Consider the following 16382-nt stretch of genomic DNA (forward strand, 5'->3'; position numbering starts at 1 on the left):
GAGCCTTTTCCGATGTCGCGTTCACCCTGTCTGTTGTTGCTGTGCCTGAGCCTTGCCACGCCGTGCATGGCCGACGAGTCGAAACCCGGGCACATGGTGTATGTGCGCAGCGTCGACCCGGGCATAGAGCAGGACATCCGCTACGCCAGCGCGCACAACTTCACCGGGCACCCGCTCGACGGCTACCAGGCGGCGGAATGTCTACTGTCGGAGGACGCTGCGAAGGCGTTAGCCCGAGTGCAACGCTCACTGAAAGCCGAAGGCTACGGCTTGAAAGTATTCGACTGCTATCGACCCAAGCGTGCGGTGGCGGACATGGGCCGCTTCGCCACCGAACCTGGCGACCCGCTGAAGACCGAGTTCTATCCACGGGTCGACAAGCAGGACTTCTGGCGCCTGGGTTATGTGGCCCGGGTGTCCAATCATTCCCGGGGCAACACAGTCGACCTGACGATGACCGGTCCCGACGCCCTGCCTGCCGACACCTGGACGCCTTCTGCCACGCCAGTGGATTGCACGGCACCTTATGGCAAGCGCTGGCACGACGGCGCCCTCGACATGGGTACCGGCTTTGACTGCTTCGATGAGCGGGCGCACACCGACTCGACGCTGATCAACGCCACGGCCAAAGCCAATCGCCAGCGCCTGACCAGTGCCATGGCCAAGGAAGGCTTTGTGGGTTATTCGGCTGAGTGGTGGCACTTCACGTACAGCGGGAATCCGCCGAAGCCGGACGTCATGGACTTCCCCATCACGCCGCTTGCACCATGAACATTCTGCTCAAGGCCCTGTTGGTGGCGTTGTTTCCGCTGGCCGCAATGGCCCAGGGACTCGACGGCAGCGACCAACTGATCGTGGTCACCAGTAAAAGCTGGGATGACATTCAGGGTACTGCACAGCGTTATGAGCGTCACGGGCAGGCCTTCCAAAAATTCGAAGCGCCCTTTGCTGTGGTGCTCGGCAAGAACGGCATGGGTTGGGGCAAGGGGCTGCTCGATATCGGGCAACCTGAAGGACTGGTCAAACAGGAAGGCGATGGCAAGGCACCGGCAGGAATGTTCAAGCTGGGCACGGCGTTTGGCTACGCGCCTGCGGCCGAAACCCGCCTGCCTTATCTACCGTTGACGCCGACCATCGAATGCGTGGATGACAGCCAATCGACTCGCTACAACGAACTGGTCGACGGAGCGGTCGTCGAAAAGGACTGGAACAGCTCCGAACGGATGCGCCGCTCGGATGAGCTGTACCGCCAAGGCATCGTCATCCAGCACAACATTCCGGCCTCTCCTGCTGCCGGTTCATGCATTTTCTTCCACATCTGGCGTGGCCCCAGTGCACCTACCCGTGGCTGTACGGCCATGGACCCGGGGGATATCGCGCGGTTGTTCGATTGGCTGGACCCGGGCAAATCCCCGGTGCTGGTGCAATTGCCTGAAGCGCAGTACGAACGGTTGCGTGAGCGTTGGAAACTGCCGAAGCGCTAACTGGTAAACGCTGAACCTGTGGCGAGGGAGCTTGCTCCCGTTGGGGCGCGAAGCGGCCCTAAAAGATGGGCCTGCTGCGCAGTCCAGCGGGAGCAAGCTCCCTCGCCACAAAAGCTCCCTCGCCATAAGTGCGGGTATTAACCCCGCTCAACCACCACTCCACTCATCGACGGCTTGGCCAGCGCGTAATAGATCACACCCGGCACCAGCAGCCCGACGATCCAGGAAATATCCACGCCACCCAGTAGCGCAACCATCGGCCCGGAGTAGAAATGGGTGTCGACAAAAGGCAACTGGATCAACACGCCGATCACATAGACGCTGATTCCCAGCACGTTCCAGCGACCATAGCGCCCGTTCGGGTCGGACAACGCAGGAATGTCGTAACGCTCCTTGTTGATGAAGTAGTAATCCACCAGGTTGATCGCGCTCCACGGGGTGAAGAACGTCAGCAAAAACAGGATGAAGTACTTGAACGAGTTGAGGAACGAGTACTGCCCCAGCAATGCCAGCGCGGTGGACGCCGCGACGATCAGCAGCACAAACAGCATGCGCTGGCGGGCGGTGATTTCCAGGCGACGACGAAAACCACTGATGATGGTGGCGATGCACATGAAACTGCCGTAGGCGTTGAGGGTGGACACCGTGACCTTGCCGAACACAATGCTCAGGTACAGCAAGGACGCGATCACACCGCTACTGCCCAGGCCGACAATCGTCGCCACTTCGTGCCCACGGAAATTGGCCCCGGCCAGTGCGGCGGCGAACACCCCCAGCACCATCGAAGTCTGAGCCCCCAGCACTGTGCCGAGGCCCACGGCGGTGAAGGTTTTCCACGATGAAGTCTTGCTCGGCAGGTAGCGTGAGTAGTCCGCCACGTAGGGGCCGAAGGCGATCTGCCAGGATGCCGAGAGCGAAACCGCCAGCAGGAAAGTACCCCAGGCAAAATGACGATTGTCGAGCAGCAGGCCGATGTCGTTGAGGGTCATCAACCGGGTGAACAGGTAGGCGAAGGCGATGATGCCCAGCACGCTGGCCACCCGCCCGACCAGGTGAATCACCCGATACCCGAAGATCGTCAGGAACGCGATGCACGCCGCGAAAATCAGGATGCCGGTGCTGTCGCTGACACTGATCAACTGCGCGATCGCCTGCCCCGACAGCACCGCGCCGGTGGCGCTGAAACCCAGATACATCAGGCACACCAAAACAATCGGGATCGCCGCGCCATACACCCCGAACTGCACGCGACTGGAGATCATCTGCGGCAAGCCGAGCTTCGGCCCTTGCGCCGCGTGCAGCGCCACCACGGCACCGCCGAGCACTTGCCCGATCAGCAAGCCGATCAGCGACCAGAACACATCGCCGCCCAGCACCACGGCCAGGGCGCCGGTGACGATGGCGGTGATTTGCAGGTTGGCGCCGAGCCACAGGGTGAACTGGCTGTAGAGACTGCCATGTCGCTCAGCCTCGGGAATGAAATCGATCGAGCGGGTCTCGACCAGGGGACTGCGTTGCGCACTCATGACGGTGTTTCCTTTGAGGAGCTGTTTTTATCGTCGAGGTTGAACCTAGAAGGTCTTGGTGGCACTTGCAACGACCGTGGCCGAGCACAGGTCGTCATAGCCATACCAGCCACTGCATTCACTCTTCGTCAGGTCGGTGTCGACATAGCTCAGGCCCCAGGTCACGCCAACAAAATCACGGGTCAACTTGGCCTCCCACTCGTAGTAGGCCTCGCGGTTGTCGCCGTTGGAGGACCAGAAAGCCGGGTCTTTCACGTCGTTGCGTCCCACGCGCAACTCCAGGCCGACTTCGGCCGGCAGCGTGAACTTGTAGCCGACGTAAGTGTAGAGCGTGTCCTGGTCTTCGCCGAAAACGTTCGGCGTGTCCTTGGAGTAATTGGCACCCAGCTTCACGCCGTACAGGTCGAGGACGGCGTAGATTTCGCTCAGGTTGAATTCGGAATTTTTCGGGTAGTCGTACTTGATGTAGCCCAGATCCAGGCTGATCGCGTCCGTCGCCTGCCAGTAGTAACCGGCGTAGTACTCACGCTCCTGCCGGGTGTCGAAGCCGCCGCCGAAATCCACGTTGGAGGTCCAGGCGCCGATGTACAGGCCGCTGCTGTGCAGCAGCGTTGCGCCGCCCTGTACCGCCGGATCGCCCAGGGTTTGCGAGATGCCCCGGGAACGGTAGTCGCTGACGACGCCCAGGGTCATATCCAGGCTGAAATCATCGTTGAGGGCCAGGGCCTGGCTGGTCAGGGGGGCCAGTGCGAGTGCTGCGAGGGTCAATGCTGAAAGTGCGTTCATACAGTTCTCTTGTTGTTATGGCGTACGGGGAATTTCAGGCATGGCGATGCCAGGCCCCTCGCGCTACGAGGGGCTGGCAGTTTTTTGCGGGTGCTGGGTGTTCGCAGGTCAGGACGCGGGGGCGTAGACCTGCTTGCCGGCGAAGAAGGTGTTCAGGACTTTGGTTTCGAACAGGTCGTCATCGCTGACCTTGAACACATCACGGTCGAGGATGATCAGGTCGGCCTGCTTGCCCGGTGCCAGCGAACCGATCTGCTGCTCCAGGCGCAGGGTTTTCGCCGCGTTGATGGTGTAGGCGTAGAACATGGTCTGGCGGTCGATGCTTTCCTTGGCATTGAGCACGCCCAACGGACCTTTGCGCGTGCTGGCCTGGGCAATGGCGTTGAACGGGTTGGCGCTCGACACCGGCCAGTCGCTGCCACCGGCAATCGTCGCGCCGGCGTTATGCAGGGACCGCGCGGGATACTGGTAACCGTAGGCAAAGGCGCTGATGTAAGGCTTGACCAGTTCGACGGTGTAGGACTCGCCGGTGGCCCACAGCAGTTGCATCGAAGCGATCACGCCCAGTTCTTTGAAGCGTGGAAACTCCTTGGGGTTGACCAGTTGCAGGTGCGCGATGCTGTGGGGCACCGGCGTCGGGCTGAGCTTGCGCGCATACGCCACGCCATTGAGCGCTTCACGCACCGCGCGGTCGCCGACGGCGTGCATGTGCACGATCCAGCCGCGTTTTTCCGCCGCCACCACCAGTTCGCCGAAGTGCGCCGGGTCGGTCAGCAACTGACCATTTTTATGGCTGTTCTTGAACGGCACGATGACCGCTGCGGTTTGCCCCGGGAATTCGAGAATGCCGTCGACAAACACCTTGATGCCGGGGAACGTCAGGTTAGGCACGCCCTCGAACTGCTTCATCACCGTGGCGATCACTTCCAGGTCGGCGGGTTTGCTCTTCGGATTGGTGACCATCAACGCGGCGACGTGGGCACTGAGCTCGCCGTTCTGCGCCAGCTCCTTGTACAGCGGCAGCACGCCGACACTTTCCGCGGTGGCATGGAAATCGAACAGCGAATCTTCACTGCCGCCGTTCGCCGCCGCGTCCATCCAGGCGGTGACGCCGAACTGATTGTTGATCTTCACCGCCTCGCGAGCGGCCTTGAGCATGGCCTCCGGGGTGGGCGCCGGAATACCGTTGCGCACCACGTCCCAGCGGGATTCGGCGAAGTAGCCGTTCGGCGTGAAGTCCGCTTCATGGCCGATGTAGCCGCGCTCTTTTTCCGGCAGGCTTTTGACCAGTGCCGCGTCGATGTTCAAGCGCTTGAGCATCGCGTTGTTGGCCCAACCGGTGTGGCCGTCGATGCCGCTGAAGACAATCGGTTGATCCGCCCAGCGTCCCTGATTGAACACCTTGCCCAGTTCACGGCTTTTCTCCCAGTAGGCCGAACTGACCCCGGCCACGCTGATCACGTCGCCGGAGCGGGCACGTCCGGCCTTGTCTTCTTCGATCAACCATTGCTCCAGTTCCGGCAAGGGTTTGACCTCGTCCAGCAGGTTGGCCTTCATGCTGTCGAAAGCGCCCGTGACCGGGTGGCTGTGGGTGTCGATCATGCCCGGCATCAACACTTTGCCCGCCAGGTCGATGCGCTGGGTCTTGGCATCGGCCAGAGCGTTGATTTCGGCATCGCTGCCCACTTTCAGAATCTTGCCGTCTTGCACCGCAACAGCCTGCACCAGTGCCTGGCCGGGTTCGGCGGTAAAGACCTTGCCGTTGAACAACACCAGGTCGGCGGCGGCCATGGCCTGCACCGACGACAAGGCCAGCGCGGCGGCCAACAGGTTTGGAATCAATCGCATCGGAACGCTCTCTAGTTTTTATGGGGCGGATCGGGAAGTAACCGCTTGGGAAACCACGTGTGGCGCAAGCCCGAGGAACGGCGCCTTGGCCCACACGACCTTGCCGCCGACCAGCGTCAGCAGCACGTCATTGCGGCCCAGTTCCTCCTCGGGCACCTGCATGAAGTTCTTGTCGAGCACGATCAGGTCAGCGAACTTGCCGACTTCGACCGAGCCCAGCACCGCGTCCAGCTTCAGCTGTTCGGCGGAACTGAGGGTGATGCTGCGCAGCACTTCGGCTCGCGACAGCGCCGGATCGGCATTGAGTCGCCCGGCATACTTCGGCCCATAGCTGTGCGGATTGGTGGGGTCGCCGGAACGGGTGACACCGACTTTCAGCGCGAGGAACTCATCCAGCGGATCGACCGGCCAATCGCTGCCAAACGCCACTCGACCGCCGGCATGGGCGATGCTGCCCGAGGGTTCCATGCGCGCAAATCGCGCGGCGCCAAGGTGATCACTGGTGCCGTCGACCGTGGACGGTGCCTGCTGCGCCCACTGGAACGACATGGTGGCCGTGACGTCCAGTGCCTTGAAGCGCGAATAGTCGGCAGGGTCGACTGACTCGGCGTGCGCGATGGCCGGGCGGAAGTCTTGACCGGGCAGTTCCTTGCGCACGTAGGCGACGCTGTCCAGTGCATCGCGCACCGCGCGCTCGCCGGTGGCGTGCAGGTGCGGATCGAGACCGGCCTTGACCGCTTGCAGCAACAACGGATTGAGCACTTGCGACGGGAAGTACAGTTCGCCCAGGTTCTTGCCCGGCGTCCACTTCGGCGCCTTGTCGGTGCCGCTGTTGTGCAGGTACGGGGTCAACATGGCGCCGGTGTCCGCCGGGGCATTGATGATGCCGTCCATGAACAGTTTGACGTGGCGCATGTTCACGCCCGGCGCGGCATGCACTTCGCCCTGGTCGTAGGTACTGGCCAGGGCCTTGGCCTCGGCGATGGTTTTCACCGGGTCGGCGGCAGCGGCGGCCGGGTCCAGCTTGATCGCCAGCAAGGCCCGGGCGGTCAGTTCGCCGGACTTCTGCAGGCTGGTGAAGGCTTTGCCGTTTTCCGGGCCGGACAGCGCATCGAAGAAACTGGTGATGCCTTGCTGGCGCATGGCGTCGAGGGCTGCACGGACCTGATTGAGTTTTTCCGCGTCGGTGGCAGGCGGCACCACGGCGGCCAACGATTCGGCGGCGCCGTCTTCACAGATGCCGTTCGGGTTGCCGGCGCTGTCGCGTCGGTATTTGCCATCTTCAGGGTCGGCGGTTTTCTTGTTGATGCCGGCCAGTTCCAGGCCGCGAGAGTTGGTCAGCACGGTGTGGAAGTCGGTGGAGCGCACCTGGATCGGACGCTTGGTCTTGAGCGCGTCCAGGGTCGATTTGTCGGCGTCGCCGTCGAGCCCGGTCATGCCCATGCGGTCCCAGCTACCGACTTCCAGCCACACGTCCGGACCCTTGTCCTTGTCGGCATCGAGGCAGGCCTGGATGCTCGCCTGAAACTGCGCGCGGGTCATGGTCTGGTATTTCAGGTCGCACAAGGTCATGGCGCGACCGCCATCCCCCGGGTGCATGTGCGCATCGACGAAGCCCGGCATCAGCATGCGCCCGGCCAGGTCGATCAGTTGTGTTTGCTTGCCGATGTAGCCGTCGACCCCGGCATCGCTGCCGACATAGACGATCTTGCCGCCCGAAATGGCAATGGCCTGCTGCACGGAATTCTTGCCATCGACGGTGTAGACGTAGCCATTGCGCATGACCGTGTCGGCGGGTGTCGCCGCCAATGCCATGCCGGAAAATGCCGTCGTCGCCGCGACGGCGACAAAAAGCCTGGAAAGTCTCAAATGCCTCACCCCTGTTCTTATTGTTTTGAAGCGGCCCGAAGCGACTGCGCCAGCCCCTGATAGACAGGGCCTACCCTATAGGGCACAGCGTTCGAATGGACCTCTGCAAATGAGGAGGGGTAAGGCAAATAATTGAAACGGCTGGGATTAATCCCGGCGCACGGACTCCGCCAGCGCACCCGGCGAACGCAGGGCCGAACCCAGTTCCACCTTGCTTTTCACACCCAGCTGCAAGTAGCAATTGCGCAGGTAGGTACGCACGGTCGCGGGGCTCAGGGCGAGCATCTTGGCGATTTCCTTGTAGGAGTGGCCGGCGGCGAACAGCATCGCTGCCGTGCGCTCCCGTGGCGCCAGGCCGTCCCCGCCCGACGGTGCTTCGAGGGACAGGATGACGTGTCCGGCGTTGGGGCTCAGGGTCAGGGCGCAACGGCCCAGGCGGATCACGCAGGGTGCCTTCGACAGTTGCGCGATCACCTCGCCCGGCAGCATTGAACCGCTCCAGCCAGGTAATTCCCGTTGAATGGCGGCGCACAACCTGGCGCCCACATACAGCAGGCTGCCGTCCAAGCGCGCGACGCCAAAATCACTCGCGCCGTTTTCGCTATCGAAGCGAATCATGTCCTGCACCTGGAACCGCCATAGCTGGAACAGGTGATCGCAGAATGCCGAAAACAGCTCGGCTTCGTTCTCCTCGAACGCCTGTTCATCCAGGCCACGGTAGAGGCAGACGAAAAACATCAAGCCGCTTTCGGGCAGCTCATAGGTGATGCTCATCAAGTGGTAGAGATCGTAGCGCCGGGCAAAATCGTTGACCGCCTCGCACGGGTCGTTGAAACCGTTGTCGCGCACCACCTCACCGGGACGATTGAGCGTGGCGTGGGAGAACTGATCGTTGGCCGCCACCGGATGCCATTCGGCGGCAAAGGATTCGGGGAGATTGATGCTGCCGTGCATCCAGCTCTGGGGGGGAACATCAGGGCCTGGTGTCGACATCTCGCCCCACCAGGCAGACGCGAAGGGCACCAGTTGACCGAATGCCTGCAGGCCATCGGCGATGAATCGCGACGCCCCGCTCTCCCGCGCCAGCCGGCCAAGGTGCAATACGCAATGATTGAACGCCTTGAGCGTGACCTTCGCTGCGTCACCGTCGACTCTATTTCCCTCCCCCATCATTACAATCCCGTTCACTGCATGGCCTTTGGTTTCGACGATGCCATAGGCCCGTGACGGGCGTCCAGCACGCAATGACATCAACGGTTACAAAGTGCTGTGCAGCCCGTACAACTGCGGCCTGCGGTCCTGATGCAGGTCGTTGCGCGCACTGATGCGCTTGTTGCGCGCCTCGGCGAGGTTCAGGGTGGCCAGCAACATCTGCTCGCCGCCCTGCTCCGCCGGCCCGGCCAACGGGTAACCATCGGCATCGACTATGACCGAACCCTGGACCCAGCCGACCCCACGCTCATGGCCATAGCGATCACAGGCGGCAATGAACATGCGATTAACCGAGGCATTGGCCTGCACCCGCAGCACTTCAGCCGGGCGCTCGGTTTGCGGCCGCGGGCCGTCGGGCCAGTTGACCGGTGCACACAGCAGATCGGCCCCGGCCAGCGCCGGAAGACGCACCCACTCGGGGAATTCCAGGTCGTAGCAGATCAGCATGCCGAGCCGCCCATGCACCGTTTCGACCACCGGCGGTGGCGCATCGCCGGCTGTGAAGATGTCCTTCTCGGCATCCCACAGATGCGCCTTGCGGTACACCGCGCGCAGGCCATTGGCGTCGATCATCGCCGCGCTGTTGGCCAGTTCATCACCGGGCAGGCGCTCGCAGAATCCGCCGACGATCACCAGATTCAGCTCACGGGCCAGGGCCTGCCACAGTTGCAAGGTCGGACCGTCAACGGTTTCCGCCAGCGACAGCGCCTCAAAGCGGTCGGCAAACAGATAGCCGCTCTGCACCAGTTCCGGCAACACCACGACCTGCGCGCCTTGAAAGGCTGCCTGGCGAATCGCGCGTTCGGTGAGCGTGCGGTTGTGCGCCAGATCGCCGATTTTCGGTGCCAGTTGGCAACAGGCGACCACGGTATTTTTTACGCTGCTCAACGCCCTGCCTCCGCAGATGAATGGGTCATGGCGACGATGTCGCTCTCGCTCAGCGCGTCGATCACCCGGCGTTCGGCGGCCAGATCAATCGAGCGGCTGAGCAGGTAGTAGGTCAGGCCCGACACCACCAGCCCCACCAGCCAGGCGATGTCCACGCCTTCCAGCACTCGCGCCAGCGGGCCGACGAAGACCTCTTTGCCGGCGGCGGCATCGTAGATGTAGAAGAACGGCACCATGGCGGCGAAGCCGATCAGGTACGAGACGATGCCGCGAAATTGCCAGGCGCCGTAGATGCCGTTTGGCGTGAAGAAATGCGGGATCGCGTAGCGGCCCTTGCGCACAAAGAAGTAGTCCACCAGGTTGACGGCGGTCCACGGCACGAGGAAGTACAGCAACAACACCAGGAAGGTGTTCAGCAGCGCGATGCCGTCACCTTTGATCGACAGCACGCAGGTCAACAGAATGACGCTGATCACACTGATCGACAGTACTCGGGCACGGGGTGTCGGGGTGATTTTCCTGATCGAGTCGACGCCGGTCAGCAGCGTCAGCATGGCGCTGTACGTGTTGAGGGCGATGATCGGTAGGAAGCCCGCCACCGAGACGATCACCAGCAGATTGCCCAGCCCCGGCACCATCGAGGAGCCGACCTGATTCAACGCCACCAGCGCATCCGCCGCTTTCAGCTCCTGCGCCAGCCAGGCGCCGAGGCCGATCATCCAGCTGCCGGACAACGAGGCGCCGATGAACACCGCCGCGATCAGTTTCGCCCGGCTGGTGTTTTTCGGCAGGTAACGGGAATAGTCAGACACGTAGGGTGCATAGGAGATGTTGTAGCTCGCGCCGATGGCGAACAGCGTGGCGAAGGCCACCCAGTTGAAGCCCAGGTCGGTCGCCGGCGTGACGCCTTCCTGACCCGCACCAAACATCAGGGCGATGGTCACCAGTGCGTACAGCGGCAAGGTCGCCAGCAAGGCCCACTTGAAGGCCTTGTGCATCAGGTCGTGGCCGTAGATCGACAACAGCGCGCCAATCAGCACCACGGCCACGGCGACGAGGGTCGGGTTAATGCCGAACACATGCTCCAGGCCATTCATGATCAGCGAGATGTTCACCACGTTGAAACCGACGAATACAAACATCGTCGCCATCAACGCCAGGATCACCCCGCGATAGCCGAACTGGGCGCGGGACTGGATCATCTGCGGCAGGCCCATTTCCGGGCCCTGGGAGCCGTGGAACGCCATGAAAATGGTGCCGAACATAATGCCCAGGGCACCGGCCAGCATGGTCCACAGCGCCGACAAGCCGAGGCTCGGGCCGACAAAACCGATGGAAATGGTGAAGAAGTGGAAATTGCCGAGGAACCAGAATGGCCCCTGACTGCTGAGTTTGGCGTGGCGTTCGTTTTCCGGGATGTAGTCGATGGAGTGACCTTCGATGGCCAACCCGCCGCTCGCCTCGGCGGCGTGCGCAGACACTGGGGAACCTGACATACGATTGTTCCTATGCTGTTGTTTGTTGTTTTTGTGGGTACAGCGCTCGCTACGACGTCCAGTTCAGGTGAAACTCCAGAAAAAGCTGACGATGACGCTGGTTTCACGGCAATGTAGGGCGTGAGTTCGGGCAATAAAATATCGCAGGCACACTGTTCACATAGATCAGTATCTATGTAAGCGAGAATCGGGAGCCCCCATGCTGGGAACTGTAACGGAGCTGGATCTGCGCCTGATCCGGGTATTTCTGACCGTCGTCGAAGCGGGCGGCATCTCGGCGGCGCAAACCGCCCTCAACACCACGCAACCCACTATCAGCGCGCAGTTGGCGACGCTGGAAGCGCGGGTCGGTTTCCGCTTGTGCGAACGCGGACGCGGCGGGTTTTCGGTAACGCCCAAAGGCACTCAGTTCATCGATGCGGCCCGACGTTTGCTGGCTGCAGCCGAAGGTTTTCGGGTCGAGGTGCAGCACATCAACCGCAAAGTCTCGGGCAGCATCAACATCGGCCTGCTGGGGCAAATCGATCCCGTGGCGAACAAGAAAATCGGCCAGGCCATTGCCCGATTGCGGGCGCGGCATGAGGGGTTGTACTTCCACTTCACCGAACTGTCGTCGTCGCTGCTGGAAGAAAAAATCATCAACGGCCATATCGACCTGGCCATCGGTTACTTCTGGCATCGCTTGCCCAGCATCGATTATTTCCCGTTGTTCCCGGAAACCCAGATTGCCTACTGCGCGCCTTCGCACCCGCTGTTCGGCAAGGTCGGCGCGCTGACCCGGGAAGATGTCAGCGGGTTCGACTGGGTCTGGCCGAGCCATCCCCTGCCGGAAATGCCGGCCCCCACGTCCATCGAACGCCTGACCGTGCTCACCGACAGCATGGACGGCGCAGCCCTGCTGATCCTGTCCGGCCAGCACCTGGGGTTTCTGCCACAGCACTACGCGACCCGCCATGAACAGCTGGGGCAGTTACACCCGCTGAACCCGGAGCTGTTGCGCTATGAGGTCAGCTTTCACGCGGCGGTGCGGCATTCGGCGCGGCAGCGGGATCTGGTGAGTGCGTTCCTCAATGAGCTGATCGAGATTTTCGGAGCGGTGTAGGTTCTGTGGGAGCAGGCTCGGTCCCCCAAGGTTGGGGGTGTACGCAAAATCTGCCAGCAACCGGATTACTGTGGGAGTGAGCCTGCTCGCGATAGCGGTGGGTCAGTCAACATCAATGTTGGCTGTAACGACGTCATCGCGAGCAGGCTCACTCCTACAGGGGGGATGTGGTGGTATTAGAAGTGGATGTCCTTGGCCGGTATCACATCGATCCGCGCCACGGAACCGGTCAGGTGCGCCAGGTCCTTGTTGTGCTCGGCGATGATGTCTTCGGCGGTCAGGTTGCCGTTGTCGACGGTGGAATGCGCGTCGCCTGCCAGCACCACGTCGTAGCCCAGTTTCAGGGCCTGGCGCACGGTGGCGTTGACGCAATAGTCGGTCTGCAGGCCGCAGATGACCAGCCGCTCGAAGTCCTCCTTCGGCAACAGTTTTTGCAGATTGGTCTGGTAGAACGAATCCGGGGTGGTCTTGCGCACGCGGTGGTCCTTGGGCGAAGTTTCCAGCCCTTCGGCCAGTTGCCAGCCGGCAGCGTCATGCGCCAGCGGGCTGCCCGCTTCTTCATGCTGGATCAGCACCACGGGCACTCCCGCCTTGCGCGCCCGGGCAGACAGGTCATTGATGGTGTTGATGACCCGTCCAATCTCGAAGCACTCGTACTCACCGGAACACAAAGCCTGCTGGACATCGATGATTAGCAACGCAGTGGTCATGATTTCCTTCCTTGAATTGTCGAGGGATCAGGGGACGAACATAAGCCCGTCCCCCTCCGGACACAACCCTCAATAACCCAGCGACAACCCGGTGTTACGCCGTGGGTCGTTCGCCCCGTAGTAACGGTTCTTGCCTACCGGTTTGCCACCCAGGGATGGCGCGCCGACCAGGATCGCTGCCAGATGGTTGGCATCCTGGGGACCGGCGAACGTGTGGCCCCAGCTTTCGAGGATTTTCACCGTGTCCGGACTGGTGGTGAAGGCTTCCAGGTTGGTTTCCTCCGGCAGCCACTGCTGGTGGAAACGCGGTGCATCCACCGTTTCCTGGATGTTCATGCCGTAGTCGATTTGGCAAAAGGTTCGTACTTCATGAGTCAGTCTCCTCTTGTTATTTCGTAGGAAAACGCTTCAAAAGCCATAGCCAAGTATGGTCGGGATTACGTATTGCGCCTCCCCGTCGAGGCAGTATCCTTAACGCCCGTTCAGCAATTTTGTGCGAGCCCTGGCATGACCTATACCTGCACCACCGTGGCTTCACCCGTGGGCCAGTTGAAGCTGGTCGCGAACGGTTCACGACTGGCGGCCATCCTCTGGGAAAACGACAAACCCGGCCGGGTGCGCCTGGGGCCGATGAGCGAAGCGCCGGACAACCCGATTCTGGTGCGCACGGCTGCGCAGTTGCGCGAGTATTTTTCCGGCACCCGCGATCGCTTCGAACTGGAACTGGATTTTGCCGGCACGCAATTCCAGAGGAAGGTCTGGGCGGCGCTGCTGACCATCCCGTTCGGCGAGACCCGCAGCTACAGCCAGATCGCCGAACAGATCGGCAACCCGGCGGCGGTCAGGGCGGTGGGTGCGGCGAATGGCAAGAACCCGATTTCGATCGTGGCGCCGTGTCATCGGGTGATTGGCGCGTCGGGCAAGCTCACCGGGTTTGCCGGGGGGCTTGAGGCGAAGGAATTGTTGCTCACACTTGAAGGTGGTGAGTGGTCAGGGGCGAGCCGTATGGATAACCTGTTTTAACGGAACACAGCTTTTGTGGCGAAGAGGTTTTTCATCGCCGCATACTGCAACAGCATGATGGTCTTGGCGTCGCAGATTTCGCCGCGGTAAAACGCTTCGAGCGCGTCCTCGAACGCCCACTCCAGCACTTCCAGTTCCTCGGTTTCTGCCTCCAGCCCACCACCGTCGCTGACTTTCGACTTCGCGTCGTATTCGGCAATGAAGAAGTGCAGTTTTTCCGTCACCGAACCGGGGCTCATGTACGCCTCGAACACCTTCTGCACATGGTGCACGCGGTAACCCGTCTCTTCCTCCGCTTCATCGCGGATGCGGTCTTCAGGCGCCGCGCCTTCCAGCAGCCCCGCCGCCACTTCGATCAACAGCCCGTCGTGACCGTTGACGAACACCGGCAGGCGAAATTGCCGGGTCAGTACCACGGTTTGCTTTTCGCGGTTGTACAGCAGAATCGCCGCGCCATTGCCACGGTCGTAGACCTCCCGGACCTGGCGTTGCCACTCGCCATTGTTACGTTGGTAATCGAAGGTGATTTTCTTGAGCAGGTACCAGTCGTGGGACAACACCTGAGACTCAAGGATGTTGACCCGCTCGGCGGTGTTCGACATGACAACGCGTCCTGTTATTTGTCTGAGGGTCCACATCTTAAGTGAAAACGAACAGCACTTGCCCCCTCAAGCAAGCTGCGCGTTGGCGCCGGTTCAACTTTTGCGGGGATGGAACAATCGCTGCGACCGGGATAGGCTGCGGCTTCAATGCCATAAGGATATAGCCATGAACCTGCGTATCGAACGCAAGAACAACCCCAGCACCGAAGAACGCGAGGCGATCCTCGTGCCGTTACGCGCCTACAACGCCTCAAAGTCTGCGAGCCCGCCACCGGAACATATCGCGTTGCTGATACGCGACGACAACGACGAAATCGTCGGCGGCGTTTACGCCCGGTTGTTTTATCAGTGGTTGTTCATAGACTTGCTGGCGGTACCGGAACAAGCCCGGGGACAAGGCATGGGCACCCGGTTGATGCAGATGGCCGAAGACCTGGCGCGGGAACGGCGCTGCGTCGGGCTGTGGCTCGACACCTTTGAATTCCAGGCGCCTGGGTTCTACAAGAAATGCGGCTACAGCGAGATCGGGCACATTGCCGATTACCCGCCGGGCCACAAGCACTTCTTCTTCCAGAAGCGCCTGAATTACTGACCAACACACAAAACCACTGTAGGAGCGAGCCTGCTCGCGATGGCGGACTGTCATTCAACATTGATGTCGACTGACTTACCGCTATCGCGAGCAGGCTCGCTCCTACAGGGGTATGCAATAAACCTTCAAATCACAGGCAAGTCGCCAACGCCGCCAACCGGCGCTTGGCCACGAAATCGTCCTTCTGCGCGTAGTAGCTCAGCACCGTGCCCGAGGCATCGGTGGTCACGTCGACGAAGAACTCCGCCGAACGGGTGTAAACGGTCGTGCCGCCCTTCTCCCCCGGTTGCAGATAGGCAGCGGCATCGACACCGAACACGGCCTCGTCCTGCCAGGAAAACTGCACGCACTGGGCGACGTCTTTTGCCGGCTTTTCCGAGTTCAGGGTCTTGTACGGGGCCTTGGTGCGGGCGTCGTTCATCGCCGAGCCGGCGCATCCCGCCAGCAACGTCACGGCCAGCGCCACCATCAGAATTCGCATTGCATTCACTCATCAGGAAAAAGCGGACTTTATCACCCCGGCAGCCCGTATCGTTCTGCTTTACTGCATTTATACCGCGACAGCGCGCAACGATTCGCGCACCCTGTCGCGCCAATAACGCTGCATCGCACCCCTGACTGGATACCTGATGACACCTAATGCCGAGTTCTACAAACCGAGCACTGAATATGCCGACAAGCTGATCAGCCAGATCGGTCAGACGCCTTCCTGGATTGCCAAGCGAATCGGCGTCACCGACAAGCGGATTCGCTACATCCTCGACGGCGAAAGGACCGTCAAAGGCGAAACCACGCCGATCCAGATGACCTACACCGAACAGTTTGCCCTCGAATGCCTGGCGGCAGCGGCCAAGGCCAGCAAGAAGCAATCTTCGTAATCCGTTCTCAAGGAGCGACCATGGCGGCAACCGAACTGCAGCATGAGCAAGCACTCAAGAAGTTTCTCGATGCGCGCCCCGAGTTGCGCGAAGAACTCGACCATCTCAACCCGCTGTTGGCTCAGGCGAAGGGTGAAACGGCGGCTCAGTATCGCGAGGAACGGCTGCACGAAGCGTTTGAAGCTGAAGCAGAACGCCAGCACTTGTTCGCCTGGGAACTGACGTTGCAGTTAACCACCACCACACCCCAGGACTACCAAGCGCAGCGCCTGGAAGTGCACCGGGAAGTGGCGGAAATGGCCGGCATGGACTGGCTGGAATATTGCGAGCTGAATGGGATAAAACCCTAAGCACTGTTCAGGGATA

Annotated in this window: 17 protein-coding genes and 1 pseudogene; 7 read left to right on the forward strand and 11 right to left on the reverse strand. The window is 61.3% G+C overall.

Translation table 11 applies throughout. The features are described from left to right. The first annotated feature begins 12 nt into the window (after positions 1–12). Positions 13–771: a M15 family metallopeptidase gene (locus KGB07_RS03090; RefSeq protein ID WP_046037906.1), complete on the forward strand. Its 759-nt coding sequence runs from the start codon at positions 13–15 to the stop codon at positions 769–771. Next, positions 768–1484 carry a L,D-transpeptidase gene (locus KGB07_RS03095; RefSeq protein WP_223464513.1) on the forward strand — a complete coding sequence of 239 codons (717 nt, stop codon included), beginning with the start codon at positions 768–770 and terminating at the stop codon, positions 1482–1484. The genes KGB07_RS03090 and KGB07_RS03095 overlap by 4 nt, the downstream gene beginning before the upstream one ends. A 137-nt stretch (positions 1485–1621) precedes the next feature. On the opposite strand, the gene KGB07_RS03100 is transcribed toward KGB07_RS03095, so the two are convergent. The 7 genes from KGB07_RS03100 to KGB07_RS03130 all read right to left on the reverse strand — a co-directional run bounded on the left by KGB07_RS03100 (position 1622) and on the right by KGB07_RS03130 (position 11109). Beyond that, entirely contained in the window at positions 1622–3010 is a 1389-nt protein-coding gene (locus KGB07_RS03100) for a purine-cytosine permease family protein (RefSeq protein WP_046037902.1), read from the reverse strand. 45 nt (positions 3011–3055) lie between these two features. After that, the gene (locus tag KGB07_RS03105) at positions 3056–3796 is read right to left on the reverse strand and encodes a TorF family putative porin (protein WP_223464518.1); all 741 of its coding nucleotides are present in this window, start codon (positions 3794–3796) and stop codon (positions 3056–3058) included. 108 nt (positions 3797–3904) lie between these two features. Next, positions 3905–5644, reverse strand: coding sequence for an amidohydrolase (locus KGB07_RS03110; protein ID WP_046037900.1), 1740 nt, complete (start codon positions 5642–5644; stop codon positions 3905–3907). Positions 5645–5662: 18 nt separating this feature from the next. Next, entirely contained in the window at positions 5663–7459 is a 1797-nt protein-coding gene (locus KGB07_RS03115; RefSeq protein ID WP_223464568.1) for an amidohydrolase, read from the reverse strand. Between the two features lie 201 nt (positions 7460–7660). After that, positions 7661–8683: a helix-turn-helix transcriptional regulator gene (locus KGB07_RS03120; protein WP_223464569.1), complete on the reverse strand. Its 1023-nt coding sequence runs from the start codon at positions 8681–8683 to the stop codon at positions 7661–7663. Positions 8684–8770: 87 nt separating this feature from the next. Then, on the reverse strand, positions 8771–9613 hold the full coding sequence (locus KGB07_RS03125; RefSeq protein ID WP_223464519.1) for a nitrilase family protein: 843 nt from the start codon (positions 9611–9613) through the stop codon (positions 8771–8773). Continuing rightward, positions 9610–11109, reverse strand: a complete 1500-nt coding sequence (locus KGB07_RS03130; RefSeq protein ID WP_046037893.1) for a purine-cytosine permease family protein — start codon at positions 11107–11109, stop codon at positions 9610–9612. The genes KGB07_RS03125 and KGB07_RS03130 overlap by 4 nt, the downstream gene beginning before the upstream one ends. A 199-nt stretch (positions 11110–11308) precedes the next feature. Between KGB07_RS03130 and KGB07_RS03135 the strand changes: the two genes are divergently transcribed. Next, positions 11309–12211 (forward strand): LysR family transcriptional regulator, encoded by a 903-nt coding sequence (locus KGB07_RS03135; RefSeq protein ID WP_223464520.1) that lies wholly within the window; start codon positions 11309–11311, stop codon positions 12209–12211. A 176-nt stretch (positions 12212–12387) separates the two neighbouring features. On the opposite strand, the gene KGB07_RS03140 is transcribed toward KGB07_RS03135, so the two are convergent. Then, complete coding sequence (locus tag KGB07_RS03140) at positions 12388–12921, reverse strand: cysteine hydrolase family protein (protein ID WP_223464524.1); 534 nt, start codon at positions 12919–12921, stop codon at positions 12388–12390. Positions 12922–12990: 69 nt separating this feature from the next. Beyond that, positions 12991–13269 (reverse strand): annotated as a pseudogene (locus KGB07_RS03145) (gamma-glutamyltransferase); the annotation flags it as partial. Between the two features lie 159 nt (positions 13270–13428). Between KGB07_RS03145 and KGB07_RS03150 the strand changes: the two are divergent. Further along, positions 13429–13944: a methylated-DNA--[protein]-cysteine S-methyltransferase gene (locus tag KGB07_RS03150; RefSeq protein WP_046037887.1), complete on the forward strand. Its 516-nt coding sequence runs from the start codon at positions 13429–13431 to the stop codon at positions 13942–13944. On the opposite strand, the gene KGB07_RS03155 is transcribed toward KGB07_RS03150, so the two are convergent. Then, complete coding sequence (locus KGB07_RS03155; RefSeq protein ID WP_046037885.1) at positions 13941–14546, reverse strand: NUDIX domain-containing protein; 606 nt, start codon at positions 14544–14546, stop codon at positions 13941–13943. The two genes, KGB07_RS03150 and KGB07_RS03155, sit on opposite strands and share 4 nt — an antisense overlap. A gap of 166 nt (positions 14547–14712) precedes the next feature. Here KGB07_RS03155 and KGB07_RS03160 point away from each other — a divergent pair, with 166 nt between their 5' ends. After that, positions 14713–15138, forward strand: coding sequence for a GNAT family N-acetyltransferase (locus KGB07_RS03160; RefSeq protein WP_223464526.1), 426 nt, complete (start codon positions 14713–14715; stop codon positions 15136–15138). Between the two features lie 130 nt (positions 15139–15268). Here KGB07_RS03160 and KGB07_RS03165 read toward each other — a convergent pair whose 3' ends face one another. Beyond that, positions 15269–15619 (reverse strand): hypothetical protein, encoded by a 351-nt coding sequence (locus tag KGB07_RS03165; protein WP_223464528.1) that lies wholly within the window; start codon positions 15617–15619, stop codon positions 15269–15271. A 148-nt stretch (positions 15620–15767) separates the two neighbouring features. On the opposite strand from KGB07_RS03165, the gene KGB07_RS03170 reads away from it, so the two are divergent. Continuing rightward, positions 15768–16016: a hypothetical protein gene (locus tag KGB07_RS03170; protein WP_008015571.1), complete on the forward strand. Its 249-nt coding sequence runs from the start codon at positions 15768–15770 to the stop codon at positions 16014–16016. 20 nt (positions 16017–16036) lie between these two features. Continuing rightward, positions 16037–16366 carry a DUF6388 family protein gene (locus KGB07_RS03175; RefSeq protein WP_046037878.1) on the forward strand — a complete coding sequence of 110 codons (330 nt, stop codon included), beginning with the start codon at positions 16037–16039 and terminating at the stop codon, positions 16364–16366. Positions 16367–16382 lie beyond the last annotated feature (16 nt).

The organism is Pseudomonas sp. GL-RE-26, assembly GCF_019956275.1.
Classification (GTDB): domain Bacteria; phylum Pseudomonadota; class Gammaproteobacteria; order Pseudomonadales; family Pseudomonadaceae; genus Aquipseudomonas; species Aquipseudomonas grandcourensis.